Source organism: Emticicia soli (assembly GCF_037860775.1).
Lineage (GTDB): Bacteria > Bacteroidota > Bacteroidia > Cytophagales > Spirosomataceae > Emticicia > Emticicia soli.
Genome location: NZ_JBBEWC010000011.1, coordinates 1 through 18,843 on the forward strand (window position 1 = coordinate 1; position 18,843 = coordinate 18,843).

Below are 18,843 nucleotides of genomic sequence, written 5' to 3' on the forward strand. Positions count from 1 at the left end.
TCTCCAATTGCTTGAATAATTTTATGAATTATGCATTCTTGCAAAATTCGGGATGACTCATGTTTTTGTTTTAGAAGACTTTTCAGTTAATTACTTCAGCTTCATTCTCAAACGCTCCTCTTCAAGGTCGAGCAAATACAATTGCTGACGAATAATTTCTTCATCAAATTTAGGGTCTTTATTAAGTGTTACGCAATATTGCCGCTGGCTTTCGAGCATTTCAAAAAGCAGCATTATTGTTTTTTTATTCATCCAATCATCTGTATCCTTAGATTTTTCTTCCCATTGTTGTAATAATTTTTGTACAACAACATGACCGTGTAATTCACTTTCAGTTTTACTTTTCAAAAACTGGTAAGTATGTTCTCGTAAGCCTTGCCTTAATTTTTGCTGAGCAATATGCTCTGGGTCTTGGCCTTCTGTAATAACATCAAACAACTTGCTCCGTTTTATAAAATAAGGTAAAGTAAGACCTTGCACCAATAATGTAAGTAATATAACAACAAAAGTGATGAATAAAATAAGGTTTCTTTGAGGAAATTCGGTACCATTATCAAGCGTAACAGGTATAGCTAATGCGGCAGCCAATGAAACTACTCCTCGCATACCAGTCCAACCCAATAAAAGAGGCATTAGCATACGAACTTTTCCGGAAGAAGCACGAGGTGCCACACTTGGTCTGAAAATGAGTGTGGCCAACATTGCTATGTAAGAACTTATTATGCGAGCCAGTATCAAAATCCCGGTTACCAATATACCATAACCAATAGCAGTATTTAAAGCGATGCCTTTTGAACGCAGCCCCTCAACAATTTCAGGGAGTTCGAGGCCAATTATCAAAAACACAATGCCATTCAGAATAAATACAAAACTTTCCCAAACACTGTAACCCTTGATTCGGCTAGAGCTATTCAAAAATAGTAATCTGCGTGTTGACATAAACAAACCACCGCTTACAACAGCCAGAACCCCCGAACTGTGTAATTGCTCAGCCGCCCAATACATAAAATAAGGCTCAATGATCGTAAGCGCAATATCTGATGGCGCATCGGTTGGTAAACGTTTATGTGCCTGAACAAAAATCCAGCCTAGTAATAAACCAATGCCTGCGCCACCTATTACCATCCATAAAAAACTTGTGGCGGCTTCCTGCCATATAAATTGTCCGGTGCCTACGGCAACTAATGCAAAACGAAATATGATTAACGAAGATGCATCATTTAATAAACTTTCGCCTTCCAGAATTGCTGAGGTAGATTTTGATATTTTTACAAACTTGGTAATTGCACCTGTACTTACAGCATCGGGTGGAGATACAATTCCACCAAGTAAAAAACCTAGAGCGATGGTGAATCCGGGAATTATATGATTTGTAACAACTGCTACTGACAAAGCTGTAAAAAACACAACCAGAAAAGCAAAACTGGTAATGATACGCCACCACTTTTTCATTTCTTTGAACGAAATAGACCAGGAGGCCTCAAAAAGCAATGGAGGTAGAAATATAAAAAATATCAGGTCAGGGTCTACTTGTAAGTGAGGTAAGCCAGGTATAAAACTAACAGCCAAACCGGCTATCACTAATAATATTGGGTAAGCAACTTTCAGTTTGTTGGCCAACATTTGCAAGAATACAATGGCCGCTATCATAGCCAGAAAAAAGGGCAAAACGCTATGCATAAGAGGATTTGTTTATGATTTCTACTTATGGGATTTAAAATATACGCTTATGGGCTAAAGCAAAATATCATGTTTAGCTTGTATAGGTGCAGGAATCTCTGTTTCACCCAGCATTTGAAGTAAATCAATTTCAATGGTTCTACACATCGAAAGCATTGGAATATCGGTGCTCAGCCCCTCAAAAGGGTTTTCGGAATAGTCACCTACTAACTCCATAACAATGTATATCCAGCCTGCTAACATACCAACCGGGATAGTGAGCCAAACACTAAAACCACCAAGTTTGGCAAACTCGCCAACAATGCCAAACGGAAGCAGAAAAATAAAGATGCAAGTAAAAATAAAACTCATGTTGGCATATTGCCTCGGAAAAGGGAACCGCTTAATACGCTCTGCTTTGCCTTGTTCATCGTAAAAGCAATTCAGTATTTTCTGCATTTCGATATGCTTTAAAACAGCAAGGTTGCCATTCTCTTCTTGTGCAGCTAAATCCTGCGCCTGTATACGTATTATTTGCGTGGCTTTATTTACCGCACCATTCAATTGCTCAACATCAGCAAAATATCTTCTTTTTTGCCTTTCTGTCAGGTAATCTGTAAATAGGCCTACACCAAACTTCTCTCTTCGCTGAACATTTACCTTCCCAAATTGGCCTTTCAGGCTTACGTGTTCCCAAGGGGTAGGTACAAGAAGTTGTTCTCTTAAGGTATATAACCAGCCGATATGTCTGTAAATTAACCTTGATTTGATTGCATGAATTTCTGCCGGAGTTTGGTTACTGTTGCTGATATAAGCATTTACCAAACTTCCCCAGCTTCTGCTGCTATTTACTATGGCGCCCCATATTTTACGAGCCTCCCATGTTCTATCATACGATTGGCTACTTTTAAAGCCCAGATAAAAAGCTACAGCCGTACCAATGAGTGAAACCGGTAGCCAGGGTATCGATAATTTGGTCCAGCCGGCAACTTTATACAACACCGTAATGAGCCCCATATATAAGCCTAACCATATTAGGTGATGGCCTGCAAAATACATTATGCCAATAAAAGAAGTGTTTTTCCGAGCAATCATATACGCTTGAATTAGGTTAGATTCCCAAATTTAATTAAACTTTTGACACTTGCTATAATTGCTAAAGCTTATTCAATGCGCAAATGAGAAATTTTGAGGTATGATAATACAAACATTACGTCAGATTGATTGCCCCTGATACTTTAGAGTCCTACTCATTGTTCTTAGCAATAAGCTTCACCATGTTTTTGTTGAATGAAGAAAGTTCGGTGGCTATTGTTGCAAAAAACTCTAAATCAGCGTTTTCAACTACTATAATTGCTTTTTGTAAAACAACCTCACCATTAGTTGTCAGACGAATTATTTTTGCTCTTGTGTCTGTTTTGTGTTCTTGACGTGTTATAAATCCTTTATCTTCTAATGTTCGTAATACTTTTGATACCATCATTCTATCAGCATTGCTTTGGTTGGCAATATCTACTTGAGTAACTGTATCACTTTTTTTTGAAAGCCAAGCTAATGCCGCCAACAAAACAAATTGTGTTTGTGTAAGATCTAAAGGATCTAAAACCTTCTTTTGTTTTCGTTGCCAAAGCATAGTTACTTGCCCCAGCAGATAACCCGGACTATCGTTTGGATTTTTAAAATGAAAATCAATTTCTTTAGACATAGGTATATTTAAGCATTTAAATTCATCAAAGTAATGATGAATACTCTCAATTAAGGGAATATTACGAATAAGAATTCTCAAAGATACGCTTCTTAAATCCTTATTCGTTTTAAACTCTAATGTAATCTTATTTCACTTTGTCTCCAAAAAAGTAAGTTTATAACCGTCAAGGTCTTTTACATGGAATGCCCTACCGAAAGGCGTTTCAAGGATAGGCCCAGCGGTGCTTATTCCATTTGCAATAAATTTCGCTTTCAATTCATCGACATTTTCGTCAACAGAAAACCAAATTGCTATTCCAATCCCCAATTCTTTCCCTTCAAGTGGCTCAAGAGGTGTACGAATAGCAAAACTTGCCTCTCCTTGATTGTACTTAAAAACACAGGCTTGCGGGTTTGTATTACCAATTTCAAACCCTAATTTTTTTTCATAAAACTCCTTTGATGCTTCTAAATTTTTTACTTGCAGTGATGCAAAATCTAATCTTCTCATTTTATATTATTTTTGTTGTCGCAAATATAATATACACGGCAACAAAAAATATAATATTTTTTAAATTTCTTTATTTAAACAAATAAAATGATGGGAATATTTGTGTAAGAAAACGGAAATGCGAATTACTATAATGGAAGGTCTATTGCTCATTCTGCCCATATTGGCACAAAAAAAACCTCAACATTTGTTGAGGCGTCTTTGTGATCCCGCTGGGACTCGAACCCAGGACCCATACATTAAAAGTGTATTGCTCTACCAGCTGAGCTACGGAATCTTCTTTTCAGTATCTACTCTAAAAGAAGAATAAAGGTTTATATACGTTTGTGATCCCGCTGGGACTCGAACCCAGGACCCATACATTAAAAGTGTATTGCTCTACCAACTGAGCTACGGAATCTTACTCTAAATATTTTAATCTTAAATGAAAACAAAAAATTGCTTACTTTCTGTGATCCCGCTGGGACTCGAACCCAGGACCCATACATTAAAAGTGTATTGCTCTACCAACTGAGCTACGGAATCTTACTCTAAATATTTTAATCTTAAATGAAAACAAAAAATTGCTTACTTTCTGTGATCCCGCTGGGACTCGAACCCAGGACCCATACATTAAAAGTGTATTGCTCTACCAACTGAGCTACGGAATCTTTTAAACTATCAAATCAGAATTAAGAAACAAAAGGAAAATTATTTTTACTATTTTTGCTTTCTCAAGAGCCTTTTGGTCTTGCTATGTTCCTTAATCGAGGTGCAAAATTATACTTTTTGATATTATTATGCAAACAAGCTTTCTGAAATTTCTGAAAATTTTTCTTCTTATATCTGCATTTTCTCTACAAGTGTCTGATAGTCAAGCACAAAGAAAATTGTATTTATCGGCAGATTCTTTATTTAAACAGAAAAAATTTGATGAAGCGGCCGACCTCTACGAGAAAATTCTGGTTTCAACGCCAAATTTTAATCCTAAAATTTATTTAAAGCTCGCCAATATTTATGAAAACAAAGGCGACTTTGTTAAAGAACTTTATTACCTGAACCTATACTCGTTCCGATTTGCGGATGAAAGAGTTTTCGAAAAAATATATACGATAGCAACTGAGAATGGTTACAAAGGCTATGAGAAAAATGACCTAAACTATTTCTTATACTATTTCAGGCAATATTCTATTTACGTCTGGATGGGGTTTCTGCTGGTTGGTATATACGTGTTTGCTGTATTTATTATTAAGCGAACCAGCAACCAATTTACACCTACGCATCATAAAGTAATATTTTTACTATACCTGATTTTCTTATCGATACTCATCAACCTGCCAAATAATTACAGAACGGTAATCATTAAAAACGAACATGTTTATTTAAGAGATTATCCATCGGCAGGGTCGCATATTGTCGGAGATATAAGCGAAGGCCATCGCCTGAATGTTATTAATTCAGAAGACATTTGGTATCAGGTTCTTTGGGAAGGCAAATTCTGTTATTTAAAACGAAATGATATTTTGCTAATAAATTAAATATTAGCGGATCAAATGAATGATGCCTTTGAAAACTTCGTCGGTGAAGTGTAAAATATAGAGATACTCACCTGTAGGTTCCTTATCACCACTCCATTTGAAATTTCTATCTGACGTAGTAAATATTGGCTTGCCGTATCTATTAAAAACTTCAAACCTTACAAATTGCCTGTTGCAATTATTCTCAGGAATATCGCCAAAGTTAAAATAATCGTTTATGCCATCTTCATTGGGGGTAAAAGTATTATATTGCGCCAGTGGGTTTGCAGGTGCTAAGTTATTCTTGAGTAAAAACTTAACACTTACCGTATCTTGCTTCTGTTCACAGGCTTTATCTTGTGTACGAAAATTAACCACAAATTCTTTAGAATCCTGCCCATTTAATATACTACATACAGGTGCCCAGATAAACCTACTACCAACATTGCCGATGCCTTCCTTGTTTTCAAAAGTCATCATAGCATTTGTAAAGTCAAATCCATCAGGAATACCTATTAACTCTATTCGTTCGTTGTCACTGTCAGAAGCATCTACTTCAAAGCTTATTTCTGTAGGTTCTGTAGGTGACAGAATAACCTCAACTGTATTATCAGACAAACTAGTCAGAACTCTAGGCGCATTGTTGGGTTGTGAGCGCACTGCTATAGGGAGCGTATAAGCAGACTGACTACTTACGCCACATCGCTGGTCTCGGGCTACAAAATCAAGCAAAATCTGTTTCTCAAGAACGGCTGCACAATTTGGAATAAATTTTAGTGTTGATTGAACACTACCCACACCACTTTGCGGAGTAAACGAAAAACCCAGATTACTAAGTGCAAAACCTCTACCGGCACTTGTCAACGACAAAGTATCTAAGTCTATATCTTTTCCAAAGACTGTAAACTCCAACGTGTCGCCATACATTACGGTTGGTATATCTGTCAAAGAAGTAGAAACAATTGGCCTATTATTTACAGCGTCTTCAAAATTTATTCTCATTCGGTAATGTCTTATTTGCGGAACAGGACAACCATTATCGCTGACACTTATTATAAACTCGGCAGGCTGGTTGTTATTGGTTATAACACAATCGTCCAGACAAAAGGTGCTTCGTAAGGTATCAGCATTTTGCACAACAACATTTGACACAGCAGGTAGCTTTATTTTTTGTGCATCAAAGTTTACACCTCTGGCCGTAATAGTGATTTTCTGGTTAATGTCGGGGTCAAGATATAAAATATCAAAACATCGCTTGTCACCTTTCTTAATATTAACTACCTCATTCTCATTAAAAAACACCGAAGAGTTCTGATTTTTCACCATTACCTGTGGTGGCAAGTTTATAGGGCACTCAACTACTTTTAATTGAAAATCTCGTTTTGTTAGCCCTATCATTTTCCCTTTTCTATATTCCTTCACCATTACCGAAAACACATACAGGCCAAGTTTATTAGGTCTTACATACAATATACCTCTTGTAGGGTGAATCTCTAAGGGCGATTCGCCGGGTATTACATTACTTAAAGAGATACCATCAGCCCAAGTAGTAAGCGGATAACTGCTTCGGCCAATGCTTACAGGATTCGTTACAGTTCGGCTCGAATAACCTGCCCACGGCGTAATCAACTCATAAGTCAAGCTATCGCCGTCTGCATCACTTGCGCTAAAATCCATCTCAAAATTCTGGTTAATACAAAGGTAATCAGCAACAACATCCTTAAAATGAGGCGTACTGTTAGCGGTAGTTATTGGCGGGAATTCGGTATAAAATACCATTCCGGCATCACCGGGTTTTGCAATATTTGTAATTATTACGTTTCGGCAGCATCTTTCCCAAACAATAGCATAACCGGCGGGATCAGAGAAAAAAGCAGCGGTAAGATTTACAACTGCACGGTATTTGATTAACATAGTCTTTAAATCGCCTTTTGAGCAAGTAGGGTCTATGTACTTTATAAAATCACGGGAAACTCTCTGACAAGTAGCCTCGCCTACCCTTCCTAAAGTACTTTTCTGGATAAATGTTAAGGTCAATGAAATATCTTCTGCTGCAGCATCTCCGTTAATAGCATCGAAGTATAAATTCAGTATAACCTCATGTGTCATACCCGGCGAAGGATTTTTCAACTGTATCAATTCTATTTCACCACCTACTATATGCGTAGCAAAAGATTTAAAAGATAAGGCAAGAAAAAATACAAAGTAAAAATACTTTCTCATAGGCTAATGGGTATAGTGTCTTACGGGCGAGTATTGCTATATTTATAAGACGTAATTCATTAATGAAAGGTTGGATTTTGATGTTAGAACTAAGTTAAATATTTTTGCAGAAAAATAGACAGAACTGACCCTTAAAAAAATGGCCAAAAACAAAACATTCGTTATTGAAAACATTGAAGTAGAAAATTTTGCAGCAGAAGGAAAATGTTTTGCAAGGCACAACGGACAAATAATTTTTATTGAAGGGAGCAATGTTTCGCCGGGTGATAAAGTAAAACTCTGGGTAAACAACAGAAAGAAAAACTACGCTGAGGCCAATGTGCTTGAATTATTAGAGCCATCACCATTGAGGATTGATCCTTTCTGCCAGCATTTTGGTGTTTGTGGAGGTTGTAAATGGCAACATGTACCCTATGAGAAACAACTTGACTTGAAATGGCAGCAAGTAAACGATCAATTACATAGAATCGGAAAATTAGATTTACCTACAATAAATCCTATTCTGGGCTCAGAAAATGTACAATTTTATCGTAATAAATTAGAATACACTTTTTCGAATAGCCGTTGGTTTACACGAGAAGAGGCTAGTCTTGGAGAAGATTTAGATAAAAATGCTTTGGGTTTTCACGTACCTAAACGTTTTGAAAAAGTACTACCTATTGAAAAATGCTATTTGCAAAAAGACCCATCGAATCAGATAAGATTGGCATTAAGGGATTTTGCCAATAAAAATCAATATACTTACTATGACCACATTGCGCATCAAGGCTTTTTAAGAAACGTAATGATTCGCACTTCATCAACTGGTGACCTGATGGTGATGGTGCAGTTTGCACAAAACAATGAAGAGGCCATTGAAGCAGTAATGAGTCATTTAAAGAGCAATTTTCCGGAAATAAGCTCACTAAACTATGTACTTAACCAGAAAAGAAACGATACTTTTTATGATTTGGAGGTGCATACTTACAGCGGCAAGCCTTACATTGAAGAAAAAATGGAGGATTTGATTTTCAGAATCAGACCGAAATCTTTTTATCAGACAAACTCAGAGCAGGCTTTTGAATTGTATAAACTCACACGTGAATATGCTGATTTAAAAGGCGACGAACTTTTATATGATTTATATACCGGAACAGGAACAATTGCCAATTTTGTTGCTAAAAAAGCAAAAAAAGTAATTGGAATTGAATACGTTGAAGATGCCGTTGAAGATGCAAAAATCAACTCGCAAGTGAATGGGATAAACAACACAGAGTTTTTTGCCGGAGATATGCGTAAGTTTCTTACACAGGAGTTTATTGAACAAAAAGGCAAACCAGATGTAATTATTACTGACCCGCCAAGAGCAGGCATGGACGAACCTGTAACAAATACTATTTTAGAGGTTGCACCTAAAAGAATTGTATATGTGAGTTGTAATCCGGCTACACAAGCCCGTGATTTATCGATTCTGAGCCAGAAATATAATATTGTGGCCGTTCAGCCTGTTGATATGTTCCCACATACACATCATGTTGAAAATATCGTAAAATTAGAGCTGAAAGAGGCTTAATTTTGAAGAGTTTTTATAGCAATGGCGCCTCCGGTTAAATGGTGGCGCCATTATTTATTAATTGCGTCTACCGATTTCTCTTTAATCTACTCAATTTTTTCGGTGCTTCTACATCTAGCTTATCTATTTGCGCTGCATCGCTTGTTTCTTTTATCAAGCCTACAATATCAAAATCTTCGGGTAACATATTAGCCACGCCTCGAAAACTCCAGTGGTCTTTCAGAACTATATTGCTTGAACGATTCAGTAAACCATTTTCAGAAAATGCTACATAGCCTTTAGGTAAAACTATTTGAGCAAATTTGTATGGGTAATCGGAAAAAAAAGGTTTATCCTGATAACGCTTTTTCATAAAAACCAGAAGCGGATATTCAGACTGCAAAACAAAACTTTCAACATCTTTATCAAAAGCGCATATACTCGTAGTATCCATAGGTATCAATGTACCTGCTTTTACCTCGCTGGCTACGCTTGTTTGCTTATTATCCAAAAGTTTGGTATCTACTATTTTAAATACCGCATAATCATTCTCGGCTAATTTGTTAAGCGAAAGTGCTAAAAGAAAACTTCTAAACGATTCATTAAATACATACCTCTGATTCTTTTCCCATCTGGTATTAATCGACACATTAGCTGTATCAATTTTCTCAAAATACTTAAGGCCTGATAAAGTTGTTTTTACTCCATCGGTCTCAAACTTATCTAACTGTAGAAGAATTTTATATCCAAGAGCAGCATTTTTAATTAGAATTGGCTCTTTCGCGCTTGCTTTCAGTTTTTTGTCTTTGTCATATTCTAATTTTACAACTTTAGCATTTAGGATTTTACAATCTTTGGCAAATTTTGAATCACCCAATAACACTGTTTCAAAAATTTTCCATTTCTCTGGCCAATCTTTATCTTGTATTGCAGTTGATATAGCATCATTTGGCAAATCAGATTTTTCTAGCTGAAATTTAAATACTTGTACTTCTGACGAATAATTTATTTTTCGTTTCAGAGTTTTAAAGCCAACAACCGAGATAATTAATTCAGCCTGAGAGAAGTAAGCTGGTACATTAAGCTGAAAATTGCCTTTCTCTGTAGTACTAGCACCTATAGAAGTATTATTAATAAAAACGTTTGCCGACTGAATTGGAGTCTTCTTATCTTCTACAACAATGCCGCTAATTGTCCAATAGTTTTTCTGAGCAATCCCGTAGAAAGAACTAAGCAGAAGAACAAAAAAAATGTAATATTTTGCTTTCATTTAAGTAAAGTAAGCCTCAAGAGGCATTGTAATTGAAGCAAAATTATACTTTTATCGACAAAAAATATTATTATTTAAGGTTTTTTTGAGTTTTAACAAAAAAAAACACTCAGACGATGGCCTGAGTGATGCACAATATTCTAATAAAACGCTAGAATGCGTTAGAATGGATACTCTTCGTTGTTATCAAGATTACGTGCCTGATTAGCCTTACTTCCGAATGTCATAGCACCACCACCACCGGCAGGATTAGGAGGAGCTCCACCTTGTTCAAAGTTCTCTAAAGAATTGGTGGTCGGGAATGGCTTAGGCGCATTGAAATCAGAAAAACCTTCTTGAATTGGGGTATAGAAGCCATCAAGGTCAGTAAATTTGGTATATTTACCAATAAATTTAAGCCTTACGGTATCAACGGTACCACTACGGTTTTTGGCTATAATTACCTCACCAACTCCGGCTGTTGGGTTACCGTTTTCATCTTGTGTAATTTTATAGTATTCAGGTCTATAAAGAAACATTACCATATCGGCATCTTGCTCAATAGAACCCGATTCACGTAAGTCGGAAAGTTGTGGACGTTTATCGCCTCCACGGGTTTCAACAGCACGGCTCAACTGAGATAGTGCTATCACGGGTACATTTATTTCTTTTGCAAGGTTTTTCAGGGACCTCGAAATTGTAGCGATTTCCTGTTCACGGTTACCTGACTTTCCGCCACCTACTTCGGCTGTCATTAACTGTAAGTAGTCAATAATGATGAGTCCTATATCAAATTGCGCTTTCAAACGACGACACTTAGCACGTAATTCAAGCACAGATAAGGCAGGAGTATCATCAATATATATTGGTGCTTTTGATAGCCTATCTATCTTTGAATGTAACTGTTGCCATTCATGGCTCTCTAAAGAGCCTTTACGCAGTTTTTCACTATCAATCTCTGCCTCGGCAGAAATCATACGAAGCATAAGCTGTGTTGAAGACATCTCTAATGAGAAGATAGCAACAGGGGTATTCCACTCTACTGCAGCATTACGCATGGCTGAAACGACAAACGCTGTTTTCCCCATAGCCGGACGTGCCGCAATAATGGTTAACTCAGTATTTTGCCAACCACTGGTAATACGGTCAAGTTCGGTAAAACCACTAGCTACACCAGTAAGCCCATCTTTATTATCTTTCTTTTTCTCTAACTCTTCAATGGTGGCCCGCATAATTGAACTAGCATCGGCATAACTTTTTCTGATATTTCGCTCTGAAATCTCAAAAAAAGTTTGCTCGGTTCTATCAAGCAGGTTAAATACATCGGTAGTATCTTCAAAGGCATCACGCAGAATATCTCCGGCAACGCGAATCATATCTCTTTTAATTGCTGCCTGCGAAATAATACGGGCGTGCCATTCTATATTAGCAGCAGAGTTAACTTTACTGGTTAATCTTGCCAGATACTGTGCACCGCCTACAAATTCAAGCTCGCCCAGGCTTCTTAGTTGCGAAGTAACAGTTAATAAATCAATTGGCTCTGATTTACCAAAAAGTACTAAGATAGCGTTATAGATTCGCTGGTGCGACTCTCTGTAAAAACTGCCTGGTTGTAAAATATCAACTACAGTAGTTAGCGCATCTTTCTCAATCATCAATGCCCCCAAAACGGCTTCCTCTAGCTCAGTTGCTTGAGGTGGAAGCTTGCCCGAATCACTCTTAATGGTTTCCAAGAAAAGATTTTTTCCGAAACCTCTTTGATTCTGGTTTCTGTTTGATTGATTATTTGAGTATTTTTGTTCCATAATATTAATGCAATGTTAAGAAAAAATACTTTCTCAAAAAACAAAGCCTTATTTCGAGACAATTGCATTCTAAAGATAAACGATTGATTATCAATATTTAATTTTAAGTACAGTAATTTTTTGTGGAAAAAACATTTGATTTTGTGAATAATTTTTGATTTTTGAACTGAAAACGCATTTATACTTAAAAACTAAATTTTAGGGTCGAGTGTTATTATTATTACGACCAATTCATTAACCAGTAACCAAACTTATCAGGATTTTGACAGAAAAAGTATTCACATTAGACGAAGTGTCATTGATAGATTTTCTCGGAGTAGAAAATAGTAATATCAAAGTAGTAGCGGCGGCGTTTCCGGAAAGCAAAATTATTTCAAGGGGGAATCAAATCTTAATTAAGGGAAATAACACTGAAATCAACAAAATATCTGATATATTAGAGTCATTGCTAGAGCATTATCAGAAATACGGCAAATTAAGTAACGAACAAGTAAAGAACTATATAAAAGAAGATATTGAATCGGCCAATCATGAAGCTGTTGACGACGATGTAATTTTATATGGAACCAAAGGAATTGTAATTAGAGCCAAAACTGCAAATCAGAAGAAGTTGATTGAGGCAGCTCAAAAACATGATATTGTATTTGCAACAGGACCTGCAGGAACCGGAAAAACTTATACCGCTGTAGCCCTGGCAGTAAAAGCGTTGAAAGAAAAAGAGGTTAAGAAAATTATTATAACCAGACCCGCAGTTGAAGCCGGTGAAAACCTTGGGTTCTTACCCGGCGACCTGAAAGAAAAAATTGACCCTTATCTAAGACCAATTTATGATGCACTTGATGATATGATTCAAGGAGAAAAACTAAAGTTTTATCTTGAAAATCGTACTATTGAGATTGCGCCATTGGCCTATATGAGAGGTAGAACGTTAAATAACGCTTTTATCCTTCTTGATGAAGCTCAAAATACAACCCCTATGCAGATAAAAATGTTTTTAACTCGTATGGGGCCTCTATCTAAGACAATTATAACCGGCGACAGAACGCAGGTTGATTTACCTAAAAATCAGCGTTCGGGCTTAGTTGATGCTTTAGAAATTCTTAAGAATGTGAGCGGTATTGGTTTTGTTGAGCTTGATGGAAGAGATGTGGTACGCCACAGATTAGTGAGAGATATTTTGAATGCCTATGAAAAGGCCGAAAGTAAATAATATTCACAAATTCGGGTGCATTGCAACCATAGGCTACTGGTATCACGTCATTATAGCATGAAAAAAGCTTTATATCTTGTTTCGGTATTTTTCCTGTTCTGTTTACAGACATTGGCACAAAAAACACATTTTTGTGCCAATGCAATCAGTGATTCGCTTCGGTTATTAAAAGACCCTTCAAGGGCCATAAAAAAACTTCGATTTGAGCAGGCGATTAAGAATTACCAACGTGTTGATAATTCGCAAAGCCGAATAAGTGCAGAAGATGAGGTTATCAGGATTCCGATAGTGGTACATATTATCCATAATCAGCAAAACGGAGAAATAGCTGGCACGAATATACCGGACGAACAGATTTTTTCGCAGATAAAAGTTTTAAACGAAGATTACCGCCGCAAAGAAGGAACAATGGGCTACAACAATAGCTCTGTCGGTGCCGATACGCAAATTGAATTTTTTCTGGCTACAAAAGACCCTGACGGTAATCCAACAAGTGGAATCACTCGACATTATAGCTCAACAGCAGACTATAACTTATTAAACGACAACGACCGTAGTAGGTTATCAGACTTGGCCTATTGGGATAGTAATAAATATCTAAATCTTTGGGTAACTACTTTTCGTGAGCCTTATATTGGTTTTGCTGAGTTTCCGTATGCTGAGACAGTGGATGGACTGAATGAAGAAGTACCCGAAAAACTTGATGGTGCTTTTATTGATTATAGAGTTTTTGGAAAAAAATCGGGAACTAATACCAAAGGTCTTTACAGCTTTGGGCGTACTACAACGCATGAAATAGGGCATTGGCTTGGGCTGATACATACCTGGGGTGATGAGTATTGCGGAACCGATTTTGTAGATGATACACCACCAACGGCTACAGCCAATAACAGTTCGTTTTGTGCCGATGGTTTTTCGAGATGCAACGGTACGCTTACCAGAAATCTCATTGAAAACTATATGGACTACTCTCCTGACTCTTGTATGAATATTTTCACACAAGGTCAGAAACTAAGAATGAGAGCCGCTTTGGAACTAAGCCAACGACGTAAAAGAGTTATCAATTATTCAAAATTTCAGCTTCCACCTTCAAGTGCGCTTGATGTAGTGCTATTGCCAAATCCAACTACTAAAGACAACATAACCATACAGGTTTCACTACCCGATTTTCAAGACTTTACTATTTCTATGGTTGACATGAAAGGTCGGGAAATCTACACTGAGTCGTTCAAAGATTATCCAAGTACAGTTGTAACCCTTAAAACCTATGATATAGCAGCAGGCGTTTATATAGTAAACGTGGTCTCAAAACAAGAAAAAGCCACCAAGAAACTAGCTGTTTATTAAGATTTCCTCTTTTTCTTCTTTTTGGTTGAGGTAGGCTTTTTATCAGCAAATTGCACAGGTATTTGTATTTTAGTTGAATCCCATAAAAGATTCATGTCAAATCCGGCTGTTTTTTCATCAAACTGTATCGTAAAACCCTCATATATTTCATGATTCTTCAAAACAGGTACTTGAAAAACCACAATGTTTTTAGAGGCATCATAAGTAAAATCGCCCCATTGGCCAAGTACACTGTTTATTATAATTGTCCAGCTATCTTGGTTTGGTATCGTAAACAAAGTATATGTTCCGGCTTCTAATGATGTGCCTCCTATAACAATATCGTTTGTAAAAGTAATTTCTGTAGCTTCATTTGCGCCGGTTCGCCACAATTTGCCAAAAGGTACTAATGAACCAAAAACCTCTCTGCCTTTTTTTAAAGGTTGCCCATAGGTACATTTAACATAGTTATTGTTGGCCATCAACAAATTGGCGATTAAGATTGGGCTGTTGCGCACCTGTGGTTTAACGATACTGTCATTAACGGCCAATACTGATTTGGAGAAAAACAAAAAAACAACAATTAATAAATACGTTCTCATAATTTAGAATTAGCTTTGCTCACCTTTTTTTATTTGGTAAAACCTACGATACAAATACAACTACTAAACGCCTAAAATGGAGAAATTGATAAAAGACAGGCCAGATTTTGATGAGATTTTTATGGACTTAGCTAAAAACCTTGCTCAACGCTCGCATTGTGTTAAGGCTCAGGTTGGTGCTGTTTTAACAAAAGATACAAGAATTATTTCTATCGGGTATAATGGGCCACCATCTGGTACGCATAATTGTGATGAAGACTTTCCGGCAGAAGGTTGCCCGAGAGATTCGAAAGGTAGCTGCTCACTGGCACTTCATGCCGAGCAGAACGCTATACTCTATGCATCAAAAAATGGAGCGAATCTTGAAGGAAGTACGCTTTATGTTACCCTATCGCCTTGTATTGCTTGCGCAAGGGTTATTTTTTCGATGAAGATTAAAAAAGTATTTTTTCTGGAATCTTATGCCAAATATAAGGGAATACCTAGCGATGAAGGTGTGGATTTCCTAAGAAAATTTGGAGTTGAAGTGATAGAATTTGGGTGTAATTAGTGAATTACACCCCCATGACCATGCACGTGCCCATGTGCTATTTCGTCAGGATTCGCATTTCTGATTGCGATTATTTTCCCTTTGAAATGTAATGTTTCACCTGCTAATGGATGATTAAAGTCTAGCATCACCAAATCAGGGTGCACCTCTACTACCCTACCATTCATGCGATGTCCTTCTTCGTTTGAGAAAGGAATAAAGTTTCCTATTTCAAGCATTCCTTCCGGGACTTCTCCATCTTCAATTTTAAAATTTTCTATCGGAAAATCAATCAATGCTTCTGTATCCACTTCACCGTAACCTTCTTCTGGGCTAACCGAAAACTCAAAAGTGTCATTTACACCTAAACCTATCAAATTTCTTTCGAAAGCCTCAGGCAGCCCACTCATGCCATGAATAAACACAATCGGATCAGACTCATCCGAAACCTCAATAATTTCTCTATCCTCACCCTCGCCAACATATAACTCATAAATAGCTGTCACTACTTTTTTTTCTTCAACTTTCATATTTAGTAAATTTTGTTTGTCGCCAAGGAAATAAGTATAACCAAAGTAAATATTTTTTAACTTTGCCACAAACGTACAAATTCTACCCTTATAAATGAATTTTTTAGCACATTTATTTCTTTCGGGCGATAGTGAAGAAATTTTAGTCGGAAATCTGCTAGAAGATTACGTGGTCGGTAGAATTGAACATCCACGCAACCAGCATTTTTCGTCAAATATTAAAAATGGTATTTTGCTTCACCGCATAATAGATACTTTCACTGATACCCACACAGCCGTTAGTACTTGCAAAACGGTACTATATAAGCATTATCATAAATATGCTTCGGTGGTAATAGATATTTATTTTGACCATTACCTTGCCAAGCACTGGTATTCTTACTCGACAGAGCCTTTTGAAGATTTCAGGAAACGAGCTCATCAGTCACTTCTGAACTATTGGGGGATTCTGCCCGATAAAATGAAGCCGATGGTAGACTCAATGATAAAATATGATTGGCTAAAAAATTATAGCGAGTTTTGGGGCATAGAAAGAGCTTTGACCGGTGTTGCTCAGCGAACAGCATATAAGTCTAATATGGAAAAAGCGGTAGATGATCTAAAAGAGCATTATGATTTTTTTGATGAAAACTTCAGGTTATTTTTTCCGCAGATAATCAAGGAATGTACACATTTCTTAAACGAAAAAGATTACACACATAACTTTATAATTGTCAGATAGAAGATGTCAGAGATACTTAAATCTATAAAAAAAGACAGTATTAAGCCGCTGTATTTTCTTCATGGAGAAGAGCCTTTTCATATTGAACAGATTGTTGATAAAATTCAGCGCTTGGCTATTCCGGCGCAAGAGAAAGGCTTTAATGAGTTTGTGCTATTCGGAAAAGATTTAAATGTGGGTGCATTGTTAAATTATGCACGTAGGTTTCCGATGATGGCTGAAAAGCAATTGATTATAGTGAAAGACTCGCAGCAGATTCAAGGTATTGACCAGAAAGATAATCAAAAACTAATTGAAGACTATGCACTTCAACCATTGTCATCAACGATCTTGGTACTGACTTTCAGTAATGCACAAGATGAACGGAAAGCCTGGATTAAGGCTTTTGGTAAAAACGGTGTGCTGCATAATTCTAAAAAGTTTTATGACAATCAACTACCGGAGTTTCTGGCAGACTATTGCCATGCCAAGGGAGTAAAAATAAGTATGAAAGCCATTCAGTTGTTGATAGAACATATTGGCAATGATTTAAAAAGACTCACAAGTGAGGTTGATAAAGTTGTGTTGAATGTTAAACTGGGTGATGGAATCGATGCAGATACGATTCAGAAATTTGTTGGTATAAGCAAAGAATACAACGTATTTGAGCTTCAGAAAGCACTAATACAACGAGATGTGGTTAAGGCCAATCAGATTGTGATATTTTTTGGCAGTAACCCCAAAGATAACCCTATACAGCCAATTCTTATTATTCTTTATAATTTTTTCAGTAAAGTTCTACTGGTTCACGCATCCAGCGATAAATCAGATAGTGCAATCGCATCGTTACTAAAAGTCAACAGTTTTTTTGCCAAAGACTACCTCAATGCAGCGCGCAATTACTCGCTCCATAAACTGACCACAGTTATTCATTCAATTAAAATAGCTGACTTGAAATCAAAAGGAGTTGATACTGGCGAAGAAACAGAGGGAGATATTCTTCAGAAACTGATTTTCGAAATCTTACATTGAAACATACCTCAAACACAATATTTTCTGATTTTTTTGGCACATTTTTTATTATTTTTTTAATTTCAAAATTAATAAATTGTAAAATATTAAAAATATTTTGTTTTTATTTAGTATAATTCGGAAGCTTTCAGTGAAGCCTTTGCCAATTTCATGTATTAATCTGATTGCCGGTGGAAACTAAGAAAAGAAATCTGACCTTTTCGAATAATCCTGTTCACATTAATTCACTACCTAAATATAGTTGGATAGAGAGAGATACGCTATTGCTTCATATTGCCTTTCAGATTTTTATGGATGCCCTCGAAAAAGACAGGGTGCTCGAAGTTATAAACTGGGAATGCAACGACGAATACCGTACCGTACGGCAATATATTATAGAACTGCGCAACTGGTGGCTACAAAGAAAAGATAAGGACCGCCTAAAAGAAATTGATTATTCTGACGAAAAACAATACGAAGAAGACAGTACCCATCTACACATGCTGATGCTTATTAGAAAGTATCTTGTTGTATAATCTCCCAAAGTTATATTATAGCAATCAACCATTATTTAAAATTCTGACTACAATTCTATTATTGGCTACCAACTCAGATTGTTTGAAAAAACCTCACAATTGTTAAAATAACATTATCAATGCATAAACCGAGAAGATAATTTTCCACAAAACACAGTTTAAGTTTTAACAGAATAAGAGAAAGGTCTAAATTTGCCAATCAATTTAAAAAACCTGTTGGTTTAAATTTTAAATAAACA

Annotated in this window: 17 protein-coding genes and 4 tRNA genes; 8 read left to right on the plus strand and 13 right to left on the minus strand. The window is 36.5% G+C overall.

The genetic code is table 11. From position 1 onward, the window contains the following. Positions 1–90 precede the first annotated feature (90 nt). The 8 genes from WAE64_RS17735 to WAE64_RS17770 form a co-directional block, all read right to left on the minus strand. Positions 91–1,680: a Na+/H+ antiporter gene (locus WAE64_RS17735; protein WP_340238884.1), complete on the minus strand. Its 1,590-nt coding sequence runs from the start codon at positions 1,678–1,680 to the stop codon at positions 91–93. A 54-nt stretch (positions 1,681–1,734) separates the two neighbouring features. Continuing rightward, a complete protein-coding gene (locus tag WAE64_RS17740; protein WP_340238886.1) occupies positions 1,735–2,754 on the minus strand; it encodes a bestrophin family protein in 1,020 nt (339 codons plus the stop codon). A 151-nt stretch (positions 2,755–2,905) separates the two neighbouring features. After that, entirely contained in the window at positions 2,906–3,364 is a 459-nt protein-coding gene (locus WAE64_RS17745; protein ID WP_340238888.1) for a MarR family winged helix-turn-helix transcriptional regulator, read from the minus strand. 132 nt (positions 3,365–3,496) lie between these two features. Continuing rightward, on the minus strand, positions 3,497–3,856 hold the full coding sequence (locus WAE64_RS17750) for a VOC family protein (RefSeq protein WP_340238890.1): 360 nt from the start codon (positions 3,854–3,856) through the stop codon (positions 3,497–3,499). Positions 3,857–4,060: 204 nt separating this feature from the next. After that, positions 4,061–4,133, minus strand: a tRNA-Lys gene (locus tag WAE64_RS17755). A gap of 50 nt (positions 4,134–4,183) precedes the next feature. Next, a tRNA-Lys gene (locus WAE64_RS17760) sits at positions 4,184–4,256 on the minus strand. 52 nt (positions 4,257–4,308) lie between these two features. Beyond that, positions 4,309–4,381 (minus strand) — tRNA-Lys (locus tag WAE64_RS17765). Between the two features lie 52 nt (positions 4,382–4,433). Then, positions 4,434–4,506: transfer RNA gene (locus WAE64_RS17770), tRNA-Lys, on the minus strand. A 129-nt stretch (positions 4,507–4,635) separates the two neighbouring features. Here WAE64_RS17770 and WAE64_RS17775 point away from each other — a divergent pair. Continuing rightward, positions 4,636–5,373 (plus strand): SH3 domain-containing protein, encoded by a 738-nt coding sequence (locus WAE64_RS17775; RefSeq protein ID WP_340238892.1) that lies wholly within the window; start codon positions 4,636–4,638, stop codon positions 5,371–5,373. Positions 5,374–5,376: 3 nt separating this feature from the next. On the opposite strand, the gene WAE64_RS17780 is transcribed toward WAE64_RS17775, so the two are convergent. Further along, positions 5,377–7,575: a T9SS type B sorting domain-containing protein gene (locus WAE64_RS17780; protein WP_340238893.1), complete on the minus strand. Its 2,199-nt coding sequence runs from the start codon at positions 7,573–7,575 to the stop codon at positions 5,377–5,379. 139 nt (positions 7,576–7,714) lie between these two features. Between WAE64_RS17780 and rlmD the strand changes: the two genes are divergently transcribed. After that, entirely contained in the window at positions 7,715–9,127 is a 1,413-nt protein-coding gene (rlmD, locus tag WAE64_RS17785; RefSeq protein ID WP_340238894.1) for a 23S rRNA (uracil(1939)-C(5))-methyltransferase RlmD, read from the plus strand. Between the two features lie 67 nt (positions 9,128–9,194). Here rlmD and WAE64_RS17790 read toward each other — a convergent pair whose 3' ends face one another. Then, positions 9,195–10,376 (minus strand): carboxypeptidase-like regulatory domain-containing protein, encoded by a 1,182-nt coding sequence (locus WAE64_RS17790; protein WP_340238895.1) that lies wholly within the window; start codon positions 10,374–10,376, stop codon positions 9,195–9,197. A 161-nt stretch (positions 10,377–10,537) separates the two neighbouring features. Continuing rightward, positions 10,538–12,160 carry a replicative DNA helicase gene (gene dnaB, locus WAE64_RS17795; RefSeq protein ID WP_340238897.1) on the minus strand — a complete coding sequence of 541 codons (1,623 nt, stop codon included), beginning with the start codon at positions 12,158–12,160 and terminating at the stop codon, positions 10,538–10,540. Positions 12,161–12,422: 262 nt separating this feature from the next. On the opposite strand from dnaB, the gene WAE64_RS17800 reads away from it, so the two are divergent. After that, on the plus strand, positions 12,423–13,370 hold the full coding sequence (locus WAE64_RS17800) for a PhoH family protein (protein WP_340238898.1): 948 nt from the start codon (positions 12,423–12,425) through the stop codon (positions 13,368–13,370). Between the two features lie 57 nt (positions 13,371–13,427). After that, positions 13,428–14,717 (plus strand): M43 family zinc metalloprotease, encoded by a 1,290-nt coding sequence (locus WAE64_RS17805; protein ID WP_340238900.1) that lies wholly within the window; start codon positions 13,428–13,430, stop codon positions 14,715–14,717. Here the strand turns inward: WAE64_RS17805 and WAE64_RS17810 are convergent. After that, positions 14,714–15,298, minus strand: coding sequence for a DUF2911 domain-containing protein (locus tag WAE64_RS17810; protein WP_340238902.1), 585 nt, complete (start codon positions 15,296–15,298; stop codon positions 14,714–14,716). The genes WAE64_RS17805 and WAE64_RS17810 overlap by 4 nt on opposite strands. A 76-nt stretch (positions 15,299–15,374) precedes the next feature. Here WAE64_RS17810 and WAE64_RS17815 point away from each other — a divergent pair, with 76 nt between their 5' ends. Further along, positions 15,375–15,848: a deoxycytidylate deaminase gene (locus WAE64_RS17815; protein WP_340238904.1), complete on the plus strand. Its 474-nt coding sequence runs from the start codon at positions 15,375–15,377 to the stop codon at positions 15,846–15,848. On the opposite strand, the gene WAE64_RS17820 is transcribed toward WAE64_RS17815, so the two are convergent. After that, a complete protein-coding gene (locus tag WAE64_RS17820; RefSeq protein WP_340238905.1) occupies positions 15,845–16,357 on the minus strand; it encodes an FKBP-type peptidyl-prolyl cis-trans isomerase in 513 nt (170 codons plus the stop codon). The genes WAE64_RS17815 and WAE64_RS17820 overlap by 4 nt on opposite strands. A 94-nt stretch (positions 16,358–16,451) precedes the next feature. Here WAE64_RS17820 and WAE64_RS17825 point away from each other — a divergent pair, with 94 nt between their 5' ends. The 3 genes from WAE64_RS17825 (at position 16,452) to WAE64_RS17835 (ending at position 18,604) form a co-directional block, all read left to right on the plus strand. Beyond that, entirely contained in the window at positions 16,452–17,078 is a 627-nt protein-coding gene (locus WAE64_RS17825) for an acyl carrier protein phosphodiesterase (RefSeq protein WP_340238907.1), read from the plus strand. Between the two features lie 3 nt (positions 17,079–17,081). Further along, positions 17,082–18,089, plus strand: a complete 1,008-nt coding sequence (gene holA, locus WAE64_RS17830; protein ID WP_340238909.1) for a DNA polymerase III subunit delta — start codon at positions 17,082–17,084, stop codon at positions 18,087–18,089. A 170-nt stretch (positions 18,090–18,259) separates the two neighbouring features. Then, on the plus strand, positions 18,260–18,604 hold the full coding sequence (locus tag WAE64_RS17835) for a hypothetical protein (protein ID WP_340238911.1): 345 nt from the start codon (positions 18,260–18,262) through the stop codon (positions 18,602–18,604). Positions 18,605–18,843 lie beyond the last annotated feature (239 nt).

Excerpts from the sequence above, each read along its gene's own strand:
- WAE64_RS17735 (WP_340238884.1), bottom strand. The coding sequence starts at position 1,680 with ATGCATAGCGTTTTGCCCTTTTTTCTGGCTATGATAGCGGCCATTGTA.
- WAE64_RS17820 (WP_340238905.1), bottom strand. The coding sequence starts at position 16,357 with ATGAAAGTTGAAGAAAAAAAAGTAGTGACAGCTATTTATGAGTTATAT.
- dnaB (WP_340238897.1), bottom strand. The coding sequence starts at position 12,160 with ATGGAACAAAAATACTCAAATAATCAATCAAACAGAAACCAGAATCAA.
- WAE64_RS17750 (WP_340238890.1), bottom strand. The coding sequence starts at position 3,856 with ATGAGAAGATTAGATTTTGCATCACTGCAAGTAAAAAATTTAGAAGCA.
- WAE64_RS17790 (WP_340238895.1), bottom strand. The coding sequence starts at position 10,376 with ATGAAAGCAAAATATTACATTTTTTTTGTTCTTCTGCTTAGTTCTTTC.
- holA (WP_340238909.1), top strand. The coding sequence starts at position 17,082 with ATGTCAGAGATACTTAAATCTATAAAAAAAGACAGTATTAAGCCGCTG.
- WAE64_RS17745 (WP_340238888.1), bottom strand. The coding sequence starts at position 3,364 with ATGTCTAAAGAAATTGATTTTCATTTTAAAAATCCAAACGATAGTCCG.
- WAE64_RS17780 (WP_340238893.1), bottom strand. The coding sequence starts at position 7,575 with ATGAGAAAGTATTTTTACTTTGTATTTTTTCTTGCCTTATCTTTTAAA.
- WAE64_RS17775 (WP_340238892.1), top strand. The coding sequence starts at position 4,636 with ATGCAAACAAGCTTTCTGAAATTTCTGAAAATTTTTCTTCTTATATCT.
- WAE64_RS17805 (WP_340238900.1), top strand. The coding sequence starts at position 13,428 with ATGAAAAAAGCTTTATATCTTGTTTCGGTATTTTTCCTGTTCTGTTTA.
- WAE64_RS17815 (WP_340238904.1), top strand. The coding sequence starts at position 15,375 with ATGGAGAAATTGATAAAAGACAGGCCAGATTTTGATGAGATTTTTATG.
- rlmD (WP_340238894.1), top strand. The coding sequence starts at position 7,715 with ATGGCCAAAAACAAAACATTCGTTATTGAAAACATTGAAGTAGAAAAT.
- WAE64_RS17740 (WP_340238886.1), bottom strand. The coding sequence starts at position 2,754 with ATGATTGCTCGGAAAAACACTTCTTTTATTGGCATAATGTATTTTGCA.
- WAE64_RS17825 (WP_340238907.1), top strand. The coding sequence starts at position 16,452 with ATGAATTTTTTAGCACATTTATTTCTTTCGGGCGATAGTGAAGAAATT.
- WAE64_RS17810 (WP_340238902.1), bottom strand. The coding sequence starts at position 15,298 with ATGAGAACGTATTTATTAATTGTTGTTTTTTTGTTTTTCTCCAAATCA.